The sequence below is a fragment of the Nonomuraea monospora genome (assembly GCF_039531895.1).
GTDB lineage: Bacteria > Actinomycetota > Actinomycetes > Streptosporangiales > Streptosporangiaceae > Nonomuraea > Nonomuraea monospora.
In genome coordinates this window covers 14,393-32,820 of sequence record NZ_BAAAQX010000058.1, presented here as the reverse complement: position 1 = coordinate 32,820, position 18,428 = coordinate 14,393, and the positions used below count along the sequence as shown (strand labels likewise).

At 70.5% G+C, this 18,428-nt stretch carries 13 protein-coding genes; 5 read left to right on the top strand and 8 right to left on the bottom strand.

The window, feature by feature from the left end; all coding sequences use genetic code 11:
- Positions 1–163: 163 nt before the first annotated feature.
- Positions 164–2,035 (top strand): hypothetical protein, encoded by a 1,872-nt coding sequence (locus ABD331_RS56655; RefSeq protein ID WP_344495178.1) that lies wholly within the window; start codon positions 164–166, stop codon positions 2,033–2,035.
- Between the two features lie 21 nt (positions 2,036–2,056).
- Here the strand turns inward: ABD331_RS56655 and ABD331_RS56650 are convergent, their stop codons facing one another.
- Positions 2,057–3,298: a cytochrome P450 gene (locus tag ABD331_RS56650; RefSeq protein ID WP_344495176.1), complete on the bottom strand. Its 1,242-nt coding sequence runs from the start codon at positions 3,296–3,298 to the stop codon at positions 2,057–2,059.
- A gap of 225 nt (positions 3,299–3,523) precedes the next feature.
- Between ABD331_RS56650 and ABD331_RS56645 the strand changes: the two genes are divergently transcribed.
- A complete protein-coding gene (locus ABD331_RS56645; protein ID WP_344495174.1) occupies positions 3,524–4,780 on the top strand; it encodes a hypothetical protein in 1,257 nt (418 codons plus the stop codon).
- Here the strand turns inward: ABD331_RS56645 and ABD331_RS56640 are convergent.
- The 3 genes from ABD331_RS56640 to ABD331_RS56630 are packed head-to-tail and all read right to left on the bottom strand — an operon-like array spanning position 4,746 to position 8,464.
- A complete protein-coding gene (locus ABD331_RS56640) occupies positions 4,746–5,588 on the bottom strand; it encodes an alpha/beta fold hydrolase (protein WP_344495172.1) in 843 nt (280 codons plus the stop codon). The genes ABD331_RS56645 and ABD331_RS56640 overlap by 35 nt on opposite strands.
- Before the next feature lie 43 nt (positions 5,589–5,631).
- Positions 5,632–6,885, bottom strand: coding sequence for a cytochrome P450 (locus ABD331_RS56635; RefSeq protein WP_344495170.1), 1,254 nt, complete (start codon positions 6,883–6,885; stop codon positions 5,632–5,634).
- Between the two features lie 31 nt (positions 6,886–6,916).
- Positions 6,917–8,464, bottom strand: a complete 1,548-nt coding sequence (locus ABD331_RS56630; RefSeq protein ID WP_344495168.1) for a GMC family oxidoreductase — start codon at positions 8,462–8,464, stop codon at positions 6,917–6,919.
- Positions 8,465–8,615: 151 nt separating this feature from the next.
- Between ABD331_RS56630 and ABD331_RS56625 the strand changes: the two genes are divergently transcribed.
- The 3 genes from ABD331_RS56625 (at position 8,616) to ABD331_RS56615 (ending at position 12,805) form a co-directional block, all read left to right on the top strand.
- Positions 8,616–10,151 (top strand): long-chain-fatty-acid--CoA ligase, encoded by a 1,536-nt coding sequence (locus ABD331_RS56625; RefSeq protein WP_344495166.1) that lies wholly within the window; start codon positions 8,616–8,618, stop codon positions 10,149–10,151.
- A gap of 274 nt (positions 10,152–10,425) precedes the next feature.
- On the top strand, positions 10,426–11,370 hold the full coding sequence (locus tag ABD331_RS56620; RefSeq protein WP_344495164.1) for a phosphotransferase enzyme family protein: 945 nt from the start codon (positions 10,426–10,428) through the stop codon (positions 11,368–11,370).
- A 166-nt stretch (positions 11,371–11,536) separates the two neighbouring features.
- A complete protein-coding gene (locus ABD331_RS56615; protein WP_344495162.1) occupies positions 11,537–12,805 on the top strand; it encodes an extracellular catalytic domain type 1 short-chain-length polyhydroxyalkanoate depolymerase in 1,269 nt (422 codons plus the stop codon).
- A 302-nt stretch (positions 12,806–13,107) separates the two neighbouring features.
- Here the strand turns inward: ABD331_RS56615 and ABD331_RS56610 are convergent, their stop codons facing one another.
- From ABD331_RS56610 to ABD331_RS56595, 4 genes are all read right to left on the bottom strand, one after another.
- Complete coding sequence (locus tag ABD331_RS56610) at positions 13,108–14,367, bottom strand: class I SAM-dependent methyltransferase (protein WP_344495160.1); 1,260 nt, start codon at positions 14,365–14,367, stop codon at positions 13,108–13,110.
- An 8-nt stretch (positions 14,368–14,375) separates the two neighbouring features.
- Complete coding sequence (locus tag ABD331_RS56605) at positions 14,376–15,725, bottom strand: FAD-binding oxidoreductase (protein WP_344495209.1); 1,350 nt, start codon at positions 15,723–15,725, stop codon at positions 14,376–14,378.
- Positions 15,726–15,855: 130 nt separating this feature from the next.
- Positions 15,856–16,839, bottom strand: a complete 984-nt coding sequence (locus ABD331_RS56600) for an NAD(P)-dependent oxidoreductase (RefSeq protein ID WP_344495158.1) — start codon at positions 16,837–16,839, stop codon at positions 15,856–15,858.
- Positions 16,836–18,356, bottom strand: a complete 1,521-nt coding sequence (locus ABD331_RS56595; RefSeq protein ID WP_344495156.1) for a serine/threonine-protein kinase — start codon at positions 18,354–18,356, stop codon at positions 16,836–16,838. The genes ABD331_RS56600 and ABD331_RS56595 overlap by 4 nt, the downstream gene beginning before the upstream one ends.
- Positions 18,357–18,428: the final 72 nt, after the last annotated feature.

Here is an 18,428-nt window from a genome sequence, read left to right as displayed (position 1 = left end):
GGGGGACCTGCCTCTGCAGGATCCGCCCACCGATCCGCATGGCTTCCCTCGTTTCGCTGCGGAACCACCTGCGTCTCCTGGAAAATCCCATGAGATCATGCGTCAGACGTCAAATCCGGATATAACGGGACATCCGGACACAACCTCGGGAGGGCCGGCAGCAATGGCAACGGAGAATTCCGGACCTCACCTGCCATCCTCCTGGCCGGACCCGCCCCGCCGCGACGCGTCCTCGCCCTCCGGGGAGGTCCCCACGTCCTGGCCCAGCGCGGCCGCCGCCGAGGTGCCCACGTCCTGGCCGGAGAGCCCGCGTCCCGGCCATCCCGAGCCGTCCTGGCCTGAGCCGCCGCGCAAGGACCCGTCGTGGCCGGAACCGCCCGGCGCGCCCCGGCCCGGCGCCGCCCGCCAGGACCCGTCCGGCGGCTGGCCGGACAACGCCTCCTCGCCCGACGTCCGCAACCCGTGGCCGGACAACGCCTCGTCACCCAACGTGCGCGCCGCCTGGCCGGAGAACGCCTCCTCGCCCGACGTGCGCGCGGCCTGGCCCGAGAACGCCTCTTCGCCCGACGTCCGGGCAGCCTGGCCTGAGCACGCGTCTTCGCCCGACGTCCGGGCAGCGTGGCCCGAGAACGCCTCCTCCCCCGATGTGCGGGCCGCCTGGCAGGACAGCGCCTCCTCACCTGACGTGCGGGCCGCCTGGCAGGACGCGCCGCCGCCGCAGAGCACCGCGGGTCCCGCCGCGTGGCCGGACGTGTCCTCCAAGGGCGCCCCGCCCCCTTCTCCGCAGGGCCCGCGCCCCGGACAGCCCGCCGACCCGGTCCCCGCCTGGTCGCAGCCGCCCACGCCGTCCCCCGGCGCCTGGTCCAACCTGTCCAGCCCGGCCCCCTGGCCGCCGGCCGACCGCGCGGCGCCCGCCGAGTCCGGAGCCGAGCGCACCACGATCTACAACAACGCGGGCGGCCCGCCGCCCGCCCCCCATCCGGCCGACGAACGCACGGTCACCTACAACCAGCACACCCAGAACCTCCTCAACGAACGCGCGGTCCCCTCATCCCCCATGGACGCTGCCCAGCCCCACACCGACACGCCTCCCGGCCCCCCTCCGGGCGCGCCCCACCCCGACGACCACCCCGGCCGCCCCGGCTCCAACCTGAGCCGCGACCCCTCCGACCCGGAGAACCGTTTCGTCACGGCCGGCCAGATCAGCGGCTCCCGCACCCCGCCGCCCGAGCGCCAGCAGGAGCTCTGGAACACCGTCTTCGGCGACGACTACCAGGCCATGGGCGACCAGGACGGCCTGGAGGACGAGGAGCAGGGCAAGCCCATCTGGATCTACGCGCTCGGCGGCTCCGTGGCGATCGCGCTGGTGGCCGCGCTGCTGTGGGCGTTCCTGTGGGGCCCGCTGGCGGGCGAGGAGCCGTCGTCCGGCGCCAGCCTCGCCGCAGAGGAGTCGGCCGCGGCCACGCCCAAGGCGAGCGCCACCAAGTCGTCCACCTCGATCGGGCCGCTGCGCAAGTACACCGGCAAGGCCTCGCCCGTCATCGGCCGGGTGCCCGACGCCGCCGCCGGCATCTCCATGCCGCGCCTGGGCGGCACCTGGCAGCTCGACCAGCGGGCCACGGTGAAGGGCACCTACGGCTTCGACACCCGCCAGTACGTGCAGGTGGCGCCCGAGAAGTACGCCACGGTCATGTCGGGGCCGCTGTCGCAGCGGCTGTCGTCGTACTACGAGCCGGACAACCTGGAGCCGGTGATCAAGCAGGTCGTGCTGAGCGCGCGCCGCAGCTTCTTCCCGCAGGGCAACAAGGTCCGCAAGATCGCCCAGCAGCCGATCAAGGTGGGCGACCAGACGGGGCGGCTGATCGCGTACGAGCTGACCTCCGACACCGAGAACGCCACGATCGCCACCATGGCCATCAACACCGGCGGCCAGGTCCCGGCGATCGTCTACATCTCGATCCCGGCGGAGAGCAAGGAGCTCCTGCCCGACATCCGTACGGTGATGAACCAGATCCGCCTCGCCGGCCAGTCCTGACCCGGAAGGCCCGCCGGCCGATCAGAAGGTGCACTCCATGTGCTTGATCCCGTTGATGAAGCTGGAGTGCAGCCGGTCCGGCTTGCCCACCTCGACGTTCGGGACGCGGCGCAGCAGCTCGCGGAACATCACCGTGATCTCCCTGCGCGCCAGGTGAGCGCCCAGGCAGAAGTGCGGGCCAGGACCGCCGTAGCCGACGTGCGGGTTGGGGTGGCGGGTGATGTCGAAGCGGCGCGGGTCGTCGAACACGGCCGCGTCCCTGTTGGCGGCCCAGTAGAACAGCACGACCTTCTGCCCCGCGCGGTACAGGTGGCCGTTCATCTCGAAGTCCCTGGTGGCCTTGCGGCGCATGAAGTTCACCGGTGAGGCCAGCCGGACGATCTCCTCGACCGCGCCGGGGGCGCGGCCGTCGATGTCCTCCAGCCAGAGCGCGCGCTGGTCGGGGTTCTTGGTGAGCAGGCGCATGCCGTACGAGATGGCGTTGCGGGTGGTCTCGTTGCCGGCCACCACCAGCAGGATGAAGAACGAGCCCAGCTCCTGCATGGTCAGCCGCTCGCCGTCGATGTTGGCGTTGACCAGGGACGAGGTGAGGTCGCCCGTCGGGTTGTCGGCCCGGTGCGCGGCCAGGTCCTGGACGAGCTGCTGCAGCTCCATGCCGGCGTTGAGCAGCCGTTCGGCGAGCTGGTTGAGGTCGTCGCCGGTGTACTCGGGGTCGAAGCCGCCCAGGATGATGTTCGAGCGGTCGAAGACGAACTGGTAGTCGCGCTCAGGGATGCCCATCATGTCGCAGATGATCTTCAGGGGCAGCCGCGCGGCCACCTCGGTCACGAAGTCGCAGCCGGACCCCTTGGCGAGGAGGTCGTCCACGATGCCGACCGCCGCCGCCTCCACGTCCGACTCGAACTGTTTGATCATCTTGGGGGTGAAGGCCCGCGAGACGATCCTGCGCAGCCGGGCGTGGCGCGGGTCGTCCATATTGATCATCGAGCCGAAGTACTCGGCGAACTCCGCCGGCATGTCGGGGATGTTCGTCGCGCCTCCGTCGCCCGAGCAGAAGACCTCAGGGTTGCGGCTGGCCTCCAGGATGTCGGCATGCTTGACCAGCGCGTAGTAGCCCGGCCCCTTGGGCATGTAGGTCATCTCCGATTCCTCGAAGAAGGCCGGGGTGTCGAGCGAACGCAGCCGCTCGAACGCCTCCTCGCGCTCGCTCATGGGCTTGGCCCAGAAGTCGCGGTCCGACAGGTCGAAGTCCAGGACGCTCATGAGGCCATCATTCGGAAAGCGGCCACTTACGTCAATGGGTCTGACGTACACCGTACGTACGTCGGCGGAAAACCTGTGGCCCCCCGCGCGGCGCCCGCCTAAGGTGACCCCCGTGTACTTCTTCCGACGTTAGCGATCCGCCGGCGGGTCGCGGACGACCCACCGCCGGTGATGCGGGACGGCTCGACGAGCGCCGCCCCGGGTCGCTACGTGGGAGAAACACAGTTGCATACCTTTGCCGTGGCCAGGGCCGTGCGTGGCATCGAGCCCCTGGTGGCCAATGAGATCCGGCATTCCAGGACAGGCGTGGTGCGCGGGGTGCGCCACCGCGAGGTCTGGTTCGAAGCCCGGCCCGACGCCGACCTGCTCGCGCTCCGCACGGCCGACGACGTCCTGCTCGCTGCGGCCGTCGTCGACGGCGTCGGCCCCGGCCGCTCCGCCCTGCTCCGGCTGGCGCGGGCGGCGCGCGAGATCGACGCCCGGCTCCTGGGCTCTCCCGGGAGCGGGGTGGAGGTGTCGGCGTCGTTCGTGGGGCGGCGCAACTACACCCGGTTCGAGATCGAGGACGCGGTGGGGGCCGAGCTGGCGCGGCCGTTGCGCGTGCCCTACCACTCGCGCCGGGACGGGCGGCGGCCGCCGGGCGGGGCGATGGCCTGGCGGGTCACCATCGAAGGGGAGCAGGCGGTCATCGCGGTGCGGGTGGCGGGGCGGCCGTTGCATCGGCGGGCCTACAAGACTGTCTCCGTCCGGGGCACGTTGCATCCGCCGGTGGCCGCCGCGATGGCTCGGCTGGCGCGGCTCGACGACGGTCTTACGGTGGTCGATCCGTGCTGTGGTGCGGGCACGACGCTGATCGAGGCGGCCGCTTCGGGCTGGGCTGGGGCGGGGCTGCGGCTGCTGGGCTTCGACCACGACCCCGCCGCCGTCACTGCCGCCACCGCCAACGCCCGCGCCGCCGCCGCCGCGTCCAACGCGCCAGGGCCGCGCGACGCGTCCAGCGCCGCACGCGCAGACAGCACCGCACACACAGGCAGCGCAGCAGGCCCGCCCAGCGTCACACAAGCGGGCAGCGCCCCACGAGCGGGCAGCGCCGCACGCGCAGGCAGCGCCGCACGCGCAGGCAGCGCCGCACGCGCGGGCGGTGCGGCGGGTGGGGTGCCCCAAGACCAGCCTTTGCGCCTGGCGTGGGCGATCGCCGACGGTGGGCGGATCCCGCTGGGGGACGGTGCCGCGGACCGGGTGCTGGTGAACCCGCCCTGGGGCCGCCAGGTCCCCCCGGCGGGCCTGCTCTCCCAGGACCCGGCCACCCTGTGGCGCGAGGTCAGGCGGGTGATGGCCCCGGACGGCCTGGCGGTGGCGCTGGTGCACGACGGCGTCCCGCGGGGTTTCGCGGTGGAGGAGGTCCTGGAGGTGAGCCTGTCAGGCCAGCACCCCCTGATCACGGTCCTCAGCCGGAGGCGGGCCCGAGCCAGTCGAGGATGAGCCGGTTGACCTCGGCGGGCCGTTCCAGGTGGAGGAAGTGCCCCGCGCCCGCCACCTGCTCGGCCCGCGACCCTCCCGGCAGGTGGTCGAGCGCCCCCTTGACGAGGTCGGGGCCCAGGCATCCGTCCTGCGCCCCGTGCAGGTAGAGGACGGGCCCGGTGACGGGGCGTTCGACGGCCGGGTAGCGGCCGGAGTGCGGGGTGGTGCCGAGCATGGCGCGGTAGTAGCCGATGGCGGCGGCGAGGTTGGCGGGGTCGCGCAGGCTGCGGTGCACGAACTCGAGGTCTTCGCTCGCGTCGTAGCCGGGCGACCAGTCGCGCCAGAGGTTGTCGATGAAGCCGGGCGTGGCGGCGGCGGTCTCGGCGAGCGCGGTCTGGAAGAGGAAGATGTAGAAGGAGCGCTTGAGCTGCTCGTAGTCGAGGAAGAGGCCGGCGAGGGAGCCGGGCGGCGGCACGGCGAGCGTGACGGCGCGGCGGAAGCGGCCGGCGGTGGCGTAGGCGGGGAAGGCGCCCCAGTCGTGCCCGATGACGACGGCGTCGTCGCCGCCGCCGAGTTCCTCGTGCAGCGCGCGTACGTCCGCGACGAGCGCCGCGTCCTCGTACGCGCCGTCGGCCGGGACCTCTGTGGGCGCGTAGCCGCGCATGAAGGGCGCTACCGCGCGGTAGCCGCGCTCGGCCAGCGCGGGCATCAGGTGCCGCCAGGTGTGCGCGGTGTCGGGGAAGCCGTGCAGGAGCAGCGCCAGCGGCCCCTCTCCCAACGATAGATACGCGAACTCCACCCCATTGGCGTGGATAGTCCTGATCTCCATGACTGCGAAACCTAGCACGCCGGATCTTCCATCACCGGACATCTCAGAACGCCCACCTCAGATGCTTGACGCCGTTGATGAAGTTGGACAGGAGGAAGTCGGGCTCCCCCACCGCCCTGATGTCCGGCAGCCGGGTGAACAGCTCGCGGAACATCACGGTCATCTCCCTGCGCGCCAGGTGCGCGCCCAGGCAGTAGTGCGGGCCAGGACCGCCGAAGCCGACGTGCGGGTTGGGGTCGCGGGTGATGTCGAACGCGTCGGGGTCGCGGAAGACCGACTCGTCGCGGTTGGCCGAGTTGTAGAAGAGCAGCACCTTGTCGCCCTTCCGGTACGTCATGCCGTTCATCTCGTGATCCCGCGTCAGCGTGCGGCGGAACTGGATGACCGGCGTGGCGTAGCGGACGATCTCGTCGCAGGCGCCCACGACGCGCTCGTCGAAGTCGGCCAGCAGCAGCTCGCGCTGCTCCGGGTGGTCGGTGAAGAGCTTGAGCCCGTACGCGATGGCGTTGCGCGTGGTCTCGCTGCCCGCCACCACCAGCAGGATGAAGAACGAGCCGAGCTGCTGCGAGGTGAGCCGTTCCTCCCCGTTGACCAGCAGGCTGACGAGGTCGCCCGTGGGCCGCTTGCGCCGCTCGTCGCCGAGGCGGGCGGCCAGCCGGTTGAGCGAGTAGCCGGCGTGCAGCAGCTTGACCAGGCCGCGGGCGACGTTGGCGCGGCTGAAGTCGGGTGAGATGCCGGTGTACTCGGTGTCGGCGTTGCCGAGGATGACGTTCGTCCGCCGCAACACCATGTCATGAAATTTCGCGGGGACGCCCATCATGTCGCAGATGACGCGTACGGGAAGCCTGGCGGCCACCTGGGTGACGAAGTCGCCCGGCCCCTCCTCGATCGCCTGATCGACGATCTCGGCGGCGGCCCGCGCCAGGTCCTCCTCCATCTTCGACAGGATGCGCGGCGTGAACGCCCGCGACACGATGCGTCTCAGCCGCGCGTGCCGGGGATCGTCCATGTTGATCATGGAGCCGAAGTAGACGCTCAGCCAGCGCGGCATGTCGGGGATGCTGTTGGAGCACGGCTCGCTGCTGAACACGGCCGCGTTCCTGCTGGCCTCGGTCACGTCGGCGTGGCGCACCAGCGCGTGGTAGCCGGGGCCGTGACCGATGAACGGCACGGCCTGTTCCGGCACGAACACCGGGCGTTCCAGCTCGCGCAGCTTGCGGAACGCCGCCATGCGCTCGTCCTGCGACCGTCCCCAGAACGGGATCTGCGACAGGTCGAGGTCCGCGGACAGGGTCATATCGACGAGACTACGCAAGTGACCACTTACGTCAAGCCTTGCTCGCCCTGATCAGGTCGGCCCCCTTCTCGCCGATCATGATGGCGGGGGCGTGCGTGTGGCCGCGGTTGAGCGTCGGCATGACCGACACGTCCACGACCCTGAGCCCCTCGACGCCGCGCACGCGCAGCTCCGGATCCACGACCGACGCCTCGTCGGCGCCCATGCGGCAGCTCCCGACGGGGTGGTAGAGGGTCTCGCCGCGCTCGCGTACCCACTGGGCCAGCTCCTCGTCGCTCTCCGGCCCCCAGTACGGCGCCATCGGCCCGCCCGCGTAGGCCTTCATCGCGGTCGTGGCGAACACGTGCTTGGCCGCCTTCAGCCCCTCGACCAGGCGTTTGACGTCGGCCTCCGCCGTGAGGTAGCCGGGGTCGATCACCACGTCCCTGCCGTTGAGGGCGATCCTGCCGCGGCTCTCCGGCTGCAGCAGCACGACGCCGACGGTGAGCCCGTGGCCGGTGGGCGGGGTGAAGCCGTGGTCCACGAACGGCACCGGCGCGAAGATCAGCTCGATGTCGGGCGCGGGCTCCTCGGGCGAGGTCTTGATGAACGCGACGGCCTCGCCGACGTTCGTGGTGAGCATGCCGGAGCGCAGCACGATGTAACGCAGCAGGTTCACGATCGACTCGGCCTTGGTCAGCGTCACCGGCTGCCTGCACTCGACGAACACGCCGCTCGACAGGTGGTCCTGGAGGTTCTTGCCGACCTCGGGCAGCTCGTGCACGATCGGCACGCCCGCGTCGCGCAGCTCGTCGGCCGCGCCCACGCCGGAGCGCATGAGCAGGTACGGCGAGCCGATCGCGCCGCCCGCCAGGACGACCTCCAGCCTGGCCTTGATCGGGGCGCCGCCGCTGTGCTCGATGCCCGTCGCGCGCCTGCCGTCGAACGTGACCCGGTCGACGGTGGTGTTCGTGATCACGTGCAGGTTGGGCCGGGAGAGCGCCGGGCGCAGGTACGCGTCGGCGGAGCTCCACCGCCTGCCGCGGTTCTGGGTGACGGGGGTGGGGCAGTAGCCCTCGTTGCTGCGGCCGTTCAGCTCGGTCAGCCGGGTGTAGCCGAGCTCCTCGCACGCCTTCAGGAAGACGCCGGTGGTGACGTTGGGGCTGCGCAGCTCGGAGATGTAGAGCGGGCCGTCGGTGCCGTAGACGCCGCCGTGGTTGCTGCCGACGCGGCGCTCGGCCTTGGTGAAGTAGGGCAGGACGTCGTCGTACGCCCAGCCGGGGATCCCCCACTGGTCGTAGTCCTGCTGGCAGCCGCGTACCCACATCTGGGCGTTGAGCGAGGAGGAGCCGCCCAGCACCCGCCCGCGCGGCCAGTACAGCTCGCGCCCGGACATCTCGCTCTGTTTGGCCGTCAGGTAGGCCCAGTCGTACTCGGTCTTGAACAGTTTGGCGAAGCCGGCCGGCATGCGGATCTCGAGCCTGTCGTCCTTGCCGCCCGCCTCGACCAACGCCACCGTTACGCCGGGATCCTCCGTCAACCTGCTGGCCAGCACGCATCCGGCCGAGCCTGCCCCGACGATCACGTAGTCGTACTCCATGACACCCCTCCAAGGGGTAAGTAACTTCCTACTTGCTTACTTCACGCGGGGCCGACGCGTCCATATGCACTTGTGACCTGAGTTACCTACCAGTCGGTATGCCGGTACTGCGAAGATGGCGCCGAAGCCGTTCTAGAGGGAGGAAGGCGTCATGCTCAACCTGTCGATCGTCCTGGAGGACAGCGCCAGGAACACCCCGGATGGCACCGCGATCGTCTTCGGCGACATGCGGCTGCCGTTCTCCATGATCGACACCGTAGCGAACCAGGTCGCGAACCTGTTGGTGACACGCGGCATCGGCAAGGGTGACAAGGTCGCGCTGGCCTGCCCCAATCTGCCGTACTTCCCGTTCGTCTATTACGGCATTCTGAAGGCCGGGGCGACGGTGGTGCCGCTCAACGTCCTCCTGCAGTCGCGTGAGATCGCCTACCACCTCGACGACAGCGACGCCAAGGCGCTGTTCTGCTTCGAAGGCTCGCCTGAGCTGCCGCTCGGCGAGCGCGGCAAGGCCGGCTTCGAGGCCGCGGAAGGCTGCGAGCACTTCTTCGTGCTGCCCGCCACGCCGCTGGCGACCGAGTCGGAGTACGGCGAGTCGTTCTGGGCGGCGCTCGGCGGGATGGCCGGCGAGTTCGAGACCGTGCAGACCGCGCCCGACGACACCGCGGTGATCCTCTACACCTCGGGCACCACCGGCCAGCCCAAGGGCGCCGAGCTGACCCACCAGAACATGCTGATGAACGCCATCATCAGCGACCGCATGTTCCCCCGCACCGAGGGCGGCGACACCTACCTGGCGGTCCTGCCGCTGTTCCACTCCTTCGGCCAGACCACCGTCATGAACACCGGCTTCCTGCGCGGCTCCACGGTCGTGCTGATGCCGCGCTTCGAGCCCGGCGAGGCGCTCGCGCTCATGGCGAAGGAGGGCGTCACGTACTTCGCGGGCGTGCCCACCATGTACTGGGCCATGCTCACCAAGATCCACGCCGAGGGCGCGGAGGTGCCGCGCTCGCTGAAGGTGGCCGTCGCGGGCGGCGCGTCCTCGCCGGTCGAGGTGCTCAAGGACTTCGAGCAGACGTTCGGCGTCGGCATCCTGGAGGGGTACGGGCTGTCCGAGACCTCCCCTGTGGCCTGCTTCAACCAGATCGGCCGGCCCGCCAAGCCCGGCACCATCGGCACCCCCATCTGGGGCGTGGAGATGAAGCTGGTCGACGGCGACTGGAAGACCATCGAGGGCGAGGGCCCCGGCGAGATCGCCATCCGCGGCCACAACGTCATGAAGGGCTACTACGGCCGGGCCGAGGCCACGGCCGAGGTGATGAAGGACGGCTGGTTCCGCACCGGCGACATCGCCACCCGGGACGCCGACGGCTACTACGCCATCATCGACCGGGCCAAGGACATGGTCATCCGGGGCGGGTTCAACGTCTACCCGCGCGAGGTCGAAGAGGTCCTCATGACCCACGAGGCCGTGTCGCTGGCCGCCGTCGTCGGCGTCCCGCACGACTCGCACGGCGAGGAGGTCAAGGCGTACGTCATCCGCACGCCCGGCGCGACGATCAGCGAGTCGGAGCTGATCGCGTGGGCCAAGGAGAACCTGGCGGGCTACAAGTACCCGAGGATCGTCGAGTTCCGCGACGCCCTGCCGATGACGGCCACGGGCAAGATCCTCAAGCGCGAGCTGCGCTGACCCGGTCGTCGCCGAAGGCGCGGGCACCCCACCCGCGCCTTCGCCGTCCCCCGGGACGTCTTGCGCTCGCCCGCGCTCCCGCCCCGCTCCCGGAGGCCCGCTGTAAGCCCCGCGCGTCCGCCCCGCCCGCGGAGGTCCGGCGTAAGCCCCGCGCGTCCGTCCTGGGTCGTGACCAACGTCGTCGCGGCCCTGGATTTCCTCGCCGACCTGCGGTGACCCCCGCGAGACGATTTCGAGCTGCACGCTTGCCCGCCCTCGGGGTAGCTTGCCGATCATGCGAGATCGACCGGACGACTTCGACGAAGAGCTCCTGCGCCCCGCCCTGCGCGCCTGGGGCATCGAGGCCACGGGCCTGGACTACGCGCCGGTCGGTTTCGGCGACTTCCACTGGACGGCGACCGGCGAGGGCGGGCGGCGCTGGTTCGTGACGGTGGCGGACGTGCGGCGGCAGACGTACGAGGGGCTGCGGCTGGCCATGGAGACGGCGGCGGCGCTGCGCGAGGAGGCGGGCCTGGCCTTCGTGCTGGCCCCGCTGCGCGCCACCGACGGCACCACGCTGCGCCGCCTCGACGGCCACCGGTACGCCATGAGCGTGTTCCCGTACGAGGAGGCCACGGGCGGCGACTTCGGCGACGAGCTGTCGCCCGCCGAGCGCGGCCACGTCATCGACCTGCTGGCGGAGTTGCACGCCACCCCGCCGCCGCTGTCCACGCCGGGCCGTCCGGTGGCGCTGACCGGCCGGGCGGGGCTGGAGCAGGCGCTCGGCGACACGACGCTGCCCTGGCTGGGCGGCCCCTACTCGGAGGCCGCCCAGGACCTGATCGTGCAGTACGCCGGGGCGTTGCGGCGCAGGCTGGCGGAGTTCGACCGGCTGGCGGGCAAGCCGGGCGAGCCGGTGCTGACGCACGGCGAGCCGCACCCGGGCAACCTCCTGCGCGACGGGGAGCGCCGGCTGCTGATCGACTGGGACACGGTCGGGATGGCCGTGCCGGAGCGGGACCTGTGGCTGGTGGTCAGGGACGAGGAGGACCTGGCCCGCTACGCGAAGGCGACGGGACGGGCGGTGGACCAGGACCTGCTGGCGCTGTACCGGCTGCGGTGGGCGCTGGACGACGTGGCGCAGTACGTGGAGTGGTTCCGCTCGCCGCACGGGCGCACGGCCGACGCCGAGCTGTCGTGGGACTCGCTCACCGGCACGCTGGAGGAGCTGGCGGTCTGATCCGAAACTTTCATCGACGCGAGTCCTTCCTTCTCGCCTCTGAGCAGCTCAACGCCCTCCGCCATATCCGCACGCACCTGCCATATTGCGATGCCGAAATTTTCTGTAGACACTCGCAATATTTCGGCTGGAGAGCGAGAGGAACTCGATGAAGCTGAAAGCTCGCATGGCAAGCGCCATCATCGCCGCCGCGGCCCTCGTGACAGTCGGCCTGATCACCGCGCCGCCGGCCGCGTCCGCCCAGCTCACCGAGGTGACCGGGTTCGGCACGAACCCGACGAACCTGCGCATGCACCTGTACGTCCCCGACGGCGTCGCCGCCAGGCCCGCCCTGCTCGTGGCCGTGCACTACTGCACCGGCTCGGGCCCGGCGTTCTACTCGGGCACCGAGTTCGCCTCGCTGGCCGACCGGCACAAGTTCATCGTCGTCTACCCGTCGGCGACCAGGAGCGGCTCCTGCTTCGACGTCTCCTCGCCGCAGTCGCTCACGCACAACGGCGGCAGCGACCCGGTGGGCATCGTCTCCATGGTCAGGTACGTGCAGCAGCGCTACAACGCCGACCCCGAGCGCACGTACGTGACCGGCGCCTCCTCCGGCGGCATGATGACGAACGTGCTGATCGGCGCGTACCCGGACGTGTTCAAGGCGGGCGCGTCGTTCATGGGCGTGCCGTTCGGCTGCTTCGCCACCACCGACGGGTCGAGCTGGAACAGCACCTGCGCCAACGGCCAGCTCATCAAGACCGCTCAGCAGTGGGGCGACCAGGTACGCGCGGCGTACCCGGGCTACAGCGGGGCGCGCCCGCGCATGCAGATCTGGCACGGCACCGAGGACGCCACGCTGCGCTACCCGAACTTCCAGGAGCAGATCAAGCAGTGGACCAACGTCCACGGCCTGAGCCAGACGCCCAGCCTCACCGACCAGCCGCGCTCCGGCTGGACCAGGACCCGCTACGGCGGCACGGGCACGAAGGCGCCGGTGGAGGCGATCAGTCTGCAGGGCGTGGGCCACAGCCTGCCTCAGGGTGGGATGGCGGCCATGGTGATCGACTTCTTCGGCCTGTCGGAGGGCGGCACCGACCCGACCCCCACGATCACGCCGACGGTGACTCCTCCGGCCGGGGCCTGCCAGGTCACGTACCAGATGAACACCTGGAACACCGGCTTCACGGCCGCGGTGACGATCGCGAACACGAGCACGACCGCGCTCTCCTCGTGGAGCCTGGCCTTCACCCTGCCCGCCGGCCAGAGCGTCACCTCCGCCTGGAACGCCTCGATCTCGCCCAGCAGCGGCCAGGTGACGGCCAGGAACGTCTCCTACAACGGCGCCATCGCGCCGGGAGCGTCGGCCTCGTTCGGCTTCCAGGCCACGCACGGCGGCAACACCGGCAAGCCGCCCGCCTTCACCCTGAACGGCACGGCCTGCACCTCCTGAGATGCCCGAGCATGGAAGGAGCTTCACCTTTACCGTTCAGCCGCTTGCCCCAAAGCCGACTGTAGCCATACGGTCACTTTAAGCAGTTGTGCGAGGGAGGGAGAGCACACGTGGGCAGGCACGCGAAGCCCCACAACCTCAAGGAACAGGATCCGCAGGAGGATTCCGGCGCCGACGAGCAGCACCCCAGCAAAGGGCGGCACGCCAAGGACCGGCACCTGTGCACCGGGAGATCCGCCGAACAAGCGGCCCCTTAGAGCCGGCGAAATGGGGTGGGCACCGACGGCCCACCCCATGAGCGGCTAGGGCCAGTCGATGCTCGGCCGCAGCGCGACGCCCGCGCGGCCGTTCGCGTCGAGCTTGACGCCGAGCACCTGGTGAAGCTGCACCTTGTTACGCTCGAAGCCCACGATGCAGCCGGCCATGTACAGGGCCCACACGCGGGCGGTGCCCATGCCGACCTCCTGCACCGCGTCCTCCCAGTTGGCGTCGAGGTTGTCGCACCAGTGACGCAGGGTCTTGGCGTAGTGCTCGCGCAGGTTCTCCTCGTGGCGGATCTCGAAGCCGGTGTCCTCCATCTGCCGGATCAGCCAGCCCACCGACTCCAGCTCCCCGTCGGGGAAGACGTAGCGGTTGATGAAACCGCCCTTGTTGAACGTCTTCTCCTTGCCGGTCGGCCGGGTGATGCAGTGGTTCAGGATGCGCCCGCCCGGCTTGAGCTTGCCGTACAGGAACTCGAAGTACGACGGCACGTTGGCTTTGCCGATGTGCTCGGTCAGGCCGATCGAGCTGACCGCGTCGAAGCCTGACTCCTGGACGTCGCGGTAGTCCATGAAGCGGACCTCCGCCAGGTCCTGCAGCCCGGCGTCGGCGATGGCCTTCTGCGCGTACTCGGCCTGCTGGCGGCTGAGCGTGACGCCGAGCGCCTTGACGCCGTACTCCTTGGCCGCGTGCATGACCATGCCGCCCCAGCCGCAGCCGACGTCGAGCAGGCGCATGCCGGGCTTGAGGTCGAGCTTGCGCGCCACCAGGTCGAACTTGGCGTACTGGGCCTCCTCCAGCGTGGACTCCTCCGTCGGATAGCAGGCGCACGTGTAGGCCATGGACGGGCCCAGCACCCACTCGTAGAACCGGTTGGAGACGTCGTAGTGGTGGTGGATGGCCTCCGCGTCACGCTGCTTGGCGTGCCGGGAGCCGAGCCTGGCCAGCGCGCTCTGGCGCATCTCCTGCGGGGGCGGGGGCACCCGCATGAGCAGCGGCTTGACGCCCAGGGCCCGCACGGCGTCGAGCTTCTCGGACGTGGTCAGGTCGTTGGTGGTGATGTTCCACATCCGGTCCAGCAACGTGTACATGTCGCCGTGGACGTCGATGTGGCCGGAGATGTACGCCCTGGCCAGGCCGAGCTCCCCGGGTGCCTGGGCCAGGTAGGCCACGGCGATCGGCGACTTGACCTCGAGGGCCAGGTCGGCGCCGTCCGGCCCGGCCTTGCTGCCGTCGTACGCCATGAACGCGATGTTCGCGTTCGAACCGACGATCTTCTCAAAGATGGATGCGAGAGCCATCTGCTTGCTCACCTTCCCCGTACACACTTTTCGTACAGGTCCAGCAGGCGCCCATTCGGGTCGTATTCCCGCTTGACCGGCCAGTAGGCATCGCCGTTGTACAGCTGCCAGAACTGCTCACGGGCGTAGAAGGAGGTCGAGTAGAGCGACTTGTGACCGTCGAGATCGTGAACGGCACGCTCGATCAGCCGGTTGTAGTAACCGTCGAACTGCCCCCGTGGCAGCGGCACCATTCCCCAGAAACCGAAGTTGACGTAGAGCTTGCCCGGCTCCAGCGGGTAGATCGGCCAGCGGGTGCTCGCCCGCAGCGGACACATCCACACCGGGGTCATGCCCACCTTGTCGTGGAAGAACTCCAGGAACTCGGCGCCGCGCTCGACGGGCGTCTCGACGTCCTGGATGACCGACTCGCTCACGGGCAGGCCGCGCCAGCGGTCGACGCGGGCGGTCACGCCGTGCCTGCGGTCGAGCGCGACCAGGCGGCGGTAGACGTCGGAGCGCATCCAGCGGCGCGGCATGAGCGAGCGGACGACGGGCTGCTGCACGCCGAAGGCGCGCGAGCACCAGAACCAGTCGGTGTCCCAGCGCCACAGGTAGTCGCGGACCGTCAGCCAGTCGCGGGTGCGCTGCCTGATCGACTGGTAGTAGACGCGCATCCCCGTGTAGTCGGAGATGTAGGGCGCGCGGTCGGCGAAGCGGCCCAGCGTGAGGTACATCTCGCCGGGGGCGAAGAACACGCCGTCCACGAAGTCGACGGGGTCGCCGTCGTAGACCATGCTGTCGCAGATCTCCTGCATGGCCAGCATGCACTTGCCCGCGTCGGTGAACTTGACGTGGGTGAGGTGCACGTACGGCTGGACCTTGCGGAGTTTGATCCTGATGCGCAGCGCGTAGCCGAGCGTGCCGTAGGAGTTGGGGAAGGCGCGGAACAGGTCGCGGTGCTCGTTGTCGTCGCGGGCCACGACGATGCGCCCGTCGCCGGTGAGGATCTCCAGCTCCTCGACCGACTCGTGCGGCAGGCCGTCCCTGAAGCTGGTGGACTCGATGCCGAGCCCGGTCACGGCGCCGCCCAGCGTGATGGTCTTGAGCTGCGGCACCACGTACGGCATGAGGCCGTGCGGCAGGGTCGCGTCGACCAGGTGCTCGTACGTGGTCATGCCCTGGACCTCGGCGGTCATGGTCTCGGGATCGACGCTGATGACCTCGTCGAGGTCTCTGGCCGAGAGCTTGGCCGTCTTGCCGCCGTCGCGGAACCGGAAGAGGTTGGACGTGGCCTTGGCCAGCCTGGGCGCGGCGTCGCCGGGGATCTCGGCGTACGACTGCCGGATCTGCTCTACTGCCCGCCGGTGTGTCGACATCGTCGTCGTCACGAAAGCACCCCCTTGAGCTGGTAGAGATCGTCCGTAAGACCGTATCTCCCAAGGGCGACCTCGAACAGACCGGGGTCGTTAAAGACACGAAAACTGTTCATCGTGCCAGGTGAATCCCCTACGCGATAGGCGATTGCGTAAACTTCCTGGAGATCTTGGGCGATATGCCATTGACCACGCCGGTCACCTCGCGGCCCTCGACGGCCGCGGCGAGGTTGTCGAGCACGGCCGTGACCAGGCGTCCGGTGGACTCGGGCGTCACGCCGGCGACGTGCGGGGAGAGCAGCACGTTCGGCAGGTCGCGCAGCGGGTCGGCGGCGGGGAGCGGCTCGGTCTCGAAGACGTCCAGCGCGGCGCCGCCGAGATGGCCGGAGCGCAGCGCCTCGACCAGCGCGTCCTGATCGACCACCCCTCCACGGGCCGCGTTGACGAGCAGGGCGCCCTGCTTCATGCGGCGCGGATCGACGAGGCCGCGCGTCTCGGCGGACAGCGCGATCACCACGACCACGACGTCGCTGCCGGACACGAGCGCGTCGAGGTCCTGGTAGCCGGGGTCCTCGCGGGGCGTGCGGGTCCAGTAGGCGACCTCGCAGCCGAGCGCGCGCAGCAGGTCCGCGCACATGACGCCGATGGGGCCGTAGCCGATCACGCCCGCGCGCTTGCCGCGCAGCTCGTGCGGGAGCAGGCCCTGCTGGGGCCACTTGCCGGCGCGTACGGCGGCGTCGGCCTCGGCCAGCTTGCGCGACAGCGACAGGGTGGCGGCCAGGCACCACTCGGAGACGGCGGCGGCGCTGACGCCCGGCGTGTTGGCCAGCGGCACCCCGGCGGCGGCCAGGGCGGCGAGGTCGTGGCCGTCCACGCCGACGGACGGCTGCTGGACGAACGCCAGCCGGGGCGCCGCCGCGACCGCTTCGGCGTCCATGACGAGGGCGCCCGTCCAGTCGCCGAGCACGATCTCCGCGCCGGGCAGCGCCGCGAGCAGCGCGTCCCTGTCGCGGGAGGCGGGCACGCGCAGCGTCACCCGGTCGCCGAGCGGGGCGAGCAGGCCGCGCATGGCCTGCTCGGGAAGCGGCGGGAGGGCGAGCAGGTTCCAGGGGCTCATGCCCCCACAGTAAAGCTGTTGATCACCTGCCGCATCAGTGCCCTGTTGCGCTGCCACTGCTCCTCGGTGACGGTCCACGACAGCACGTACGCGGTGTCGCCGACCGTCAGGGCGCGGCGGATCTCGTGGTAGCGGGTGCCCGGCCGGACCCAGCGGGCGTCGTTCACCTCGCCGGCCGTCCAGGTGAACTCCCACTGCACGGCCTTGACGCCCTGGTGGGTGACCACCCTGCGGCCCCGGTTGACCACGCCGGCCGCGCTCTGCTGGAGCGCCTCCTGGCCGTCGCGGATGATCTGGCTCGGGTCGAGGTTGGAGTAGACGGCCTCGACGCCGAGGTGGGCGTTGCCGTCCCTGCGGGTCCACTCGGTGGACGCCTCGCCGAGCGCGCCGCGCCAGCCGGTGGGCCGCAGGATCGACCAGCCGTCCCGCGACTTCCAGGCCCGCACGACCGGCGCCCTCCTGGTGACGCTGGGCGTCGGCGTGGCCGATTCCGTGGTGCCGGGCGTCGGCGCCGTGCTGGGCGTGATGGGCTGGGTCGCGGCGGCCGGCTGCGTGGTGGCGCGCGGCGCGCCCTCGGCGGGCGTGGCGGTCCTGAAGTACGCGACCGCGCCGCCCGTCAGCACCAGCACCACCGTGGCGGCGGCGGCGAGCAGCGCCCGCCCCGGGCCCTGGCCCTTGCCCTTCTTCTTCTCCGGGACGTCGAGGTCCTGGGCGGGCGGCCGGGTGGCGATGATGGCCGCGAGCAGCCGGTCGGCCTCCTCGGCGTCCACGCGGTCCTGGGGCTCCTTCTTGAGCAGGCCCTTCAGTACCGGATGCATGGCAGGCGGGATCCTGCGGTAGTCCGGCTCCTCGGTGAGCAGCGCGTTGAGCGTGGCCATGGGGTCGCCGCGCTCGAACGGCGAGCGGCCGACCATGCACGCGTACAGGGTGGCGCCCAGCGACCACAGGTCGGAGGGCGGCCCCGCGGTCTCGGCGCGGACCCGCTCGGGCGCCAGGAAGCTGGGCGAGCCGGTCACCATGCCGGTCCTGGTCAGCGAGGCGTCACCTTCGACGGTGGCGATGCCGAAGTCCATGAGCACGGCCCTGCCGTCCTCCGACAGCAGGATGTTGCTCGGCTTCACGTCGCGGTGCAGGATGCCCGCGGCGTGCGCGGTGCGCAGCGCGGACAGCACCTGCCTGCCGACGTCCGCCGCCTCGCGCACCGGGAGCGCGCCCGTGGTGAGCACGACCTGCTCGACCGTCGGATGGCTGACCAGCTCCATCACGATCCACGGCCGGCCGTCCTCCTCGATCACGTCGTACACGGCGACGACCGATGGATGGTTGAGCTTGGCCGCCGTACGAGCCTCGCGGGCGGTTCTCAAGAGCTGGCGCTCCTGATCTCCCGGAGACAGCGTGTCCGGCAGCAGCACCTCCTTGATGGCCACCTGCCGGTTCAGCAGTGTGTCGTGGCCTTGCCAGACCACGCCCATCCCCCCGCGGCCCAGTTCGCGCAGTAACTGGTAGCGCCCTGCCACGAGCCGGTTGCTATCCGAAACCATTTCCTACCCCTGTTGACCACCCGACAGTGGGCAAGTTTCCCATACCTC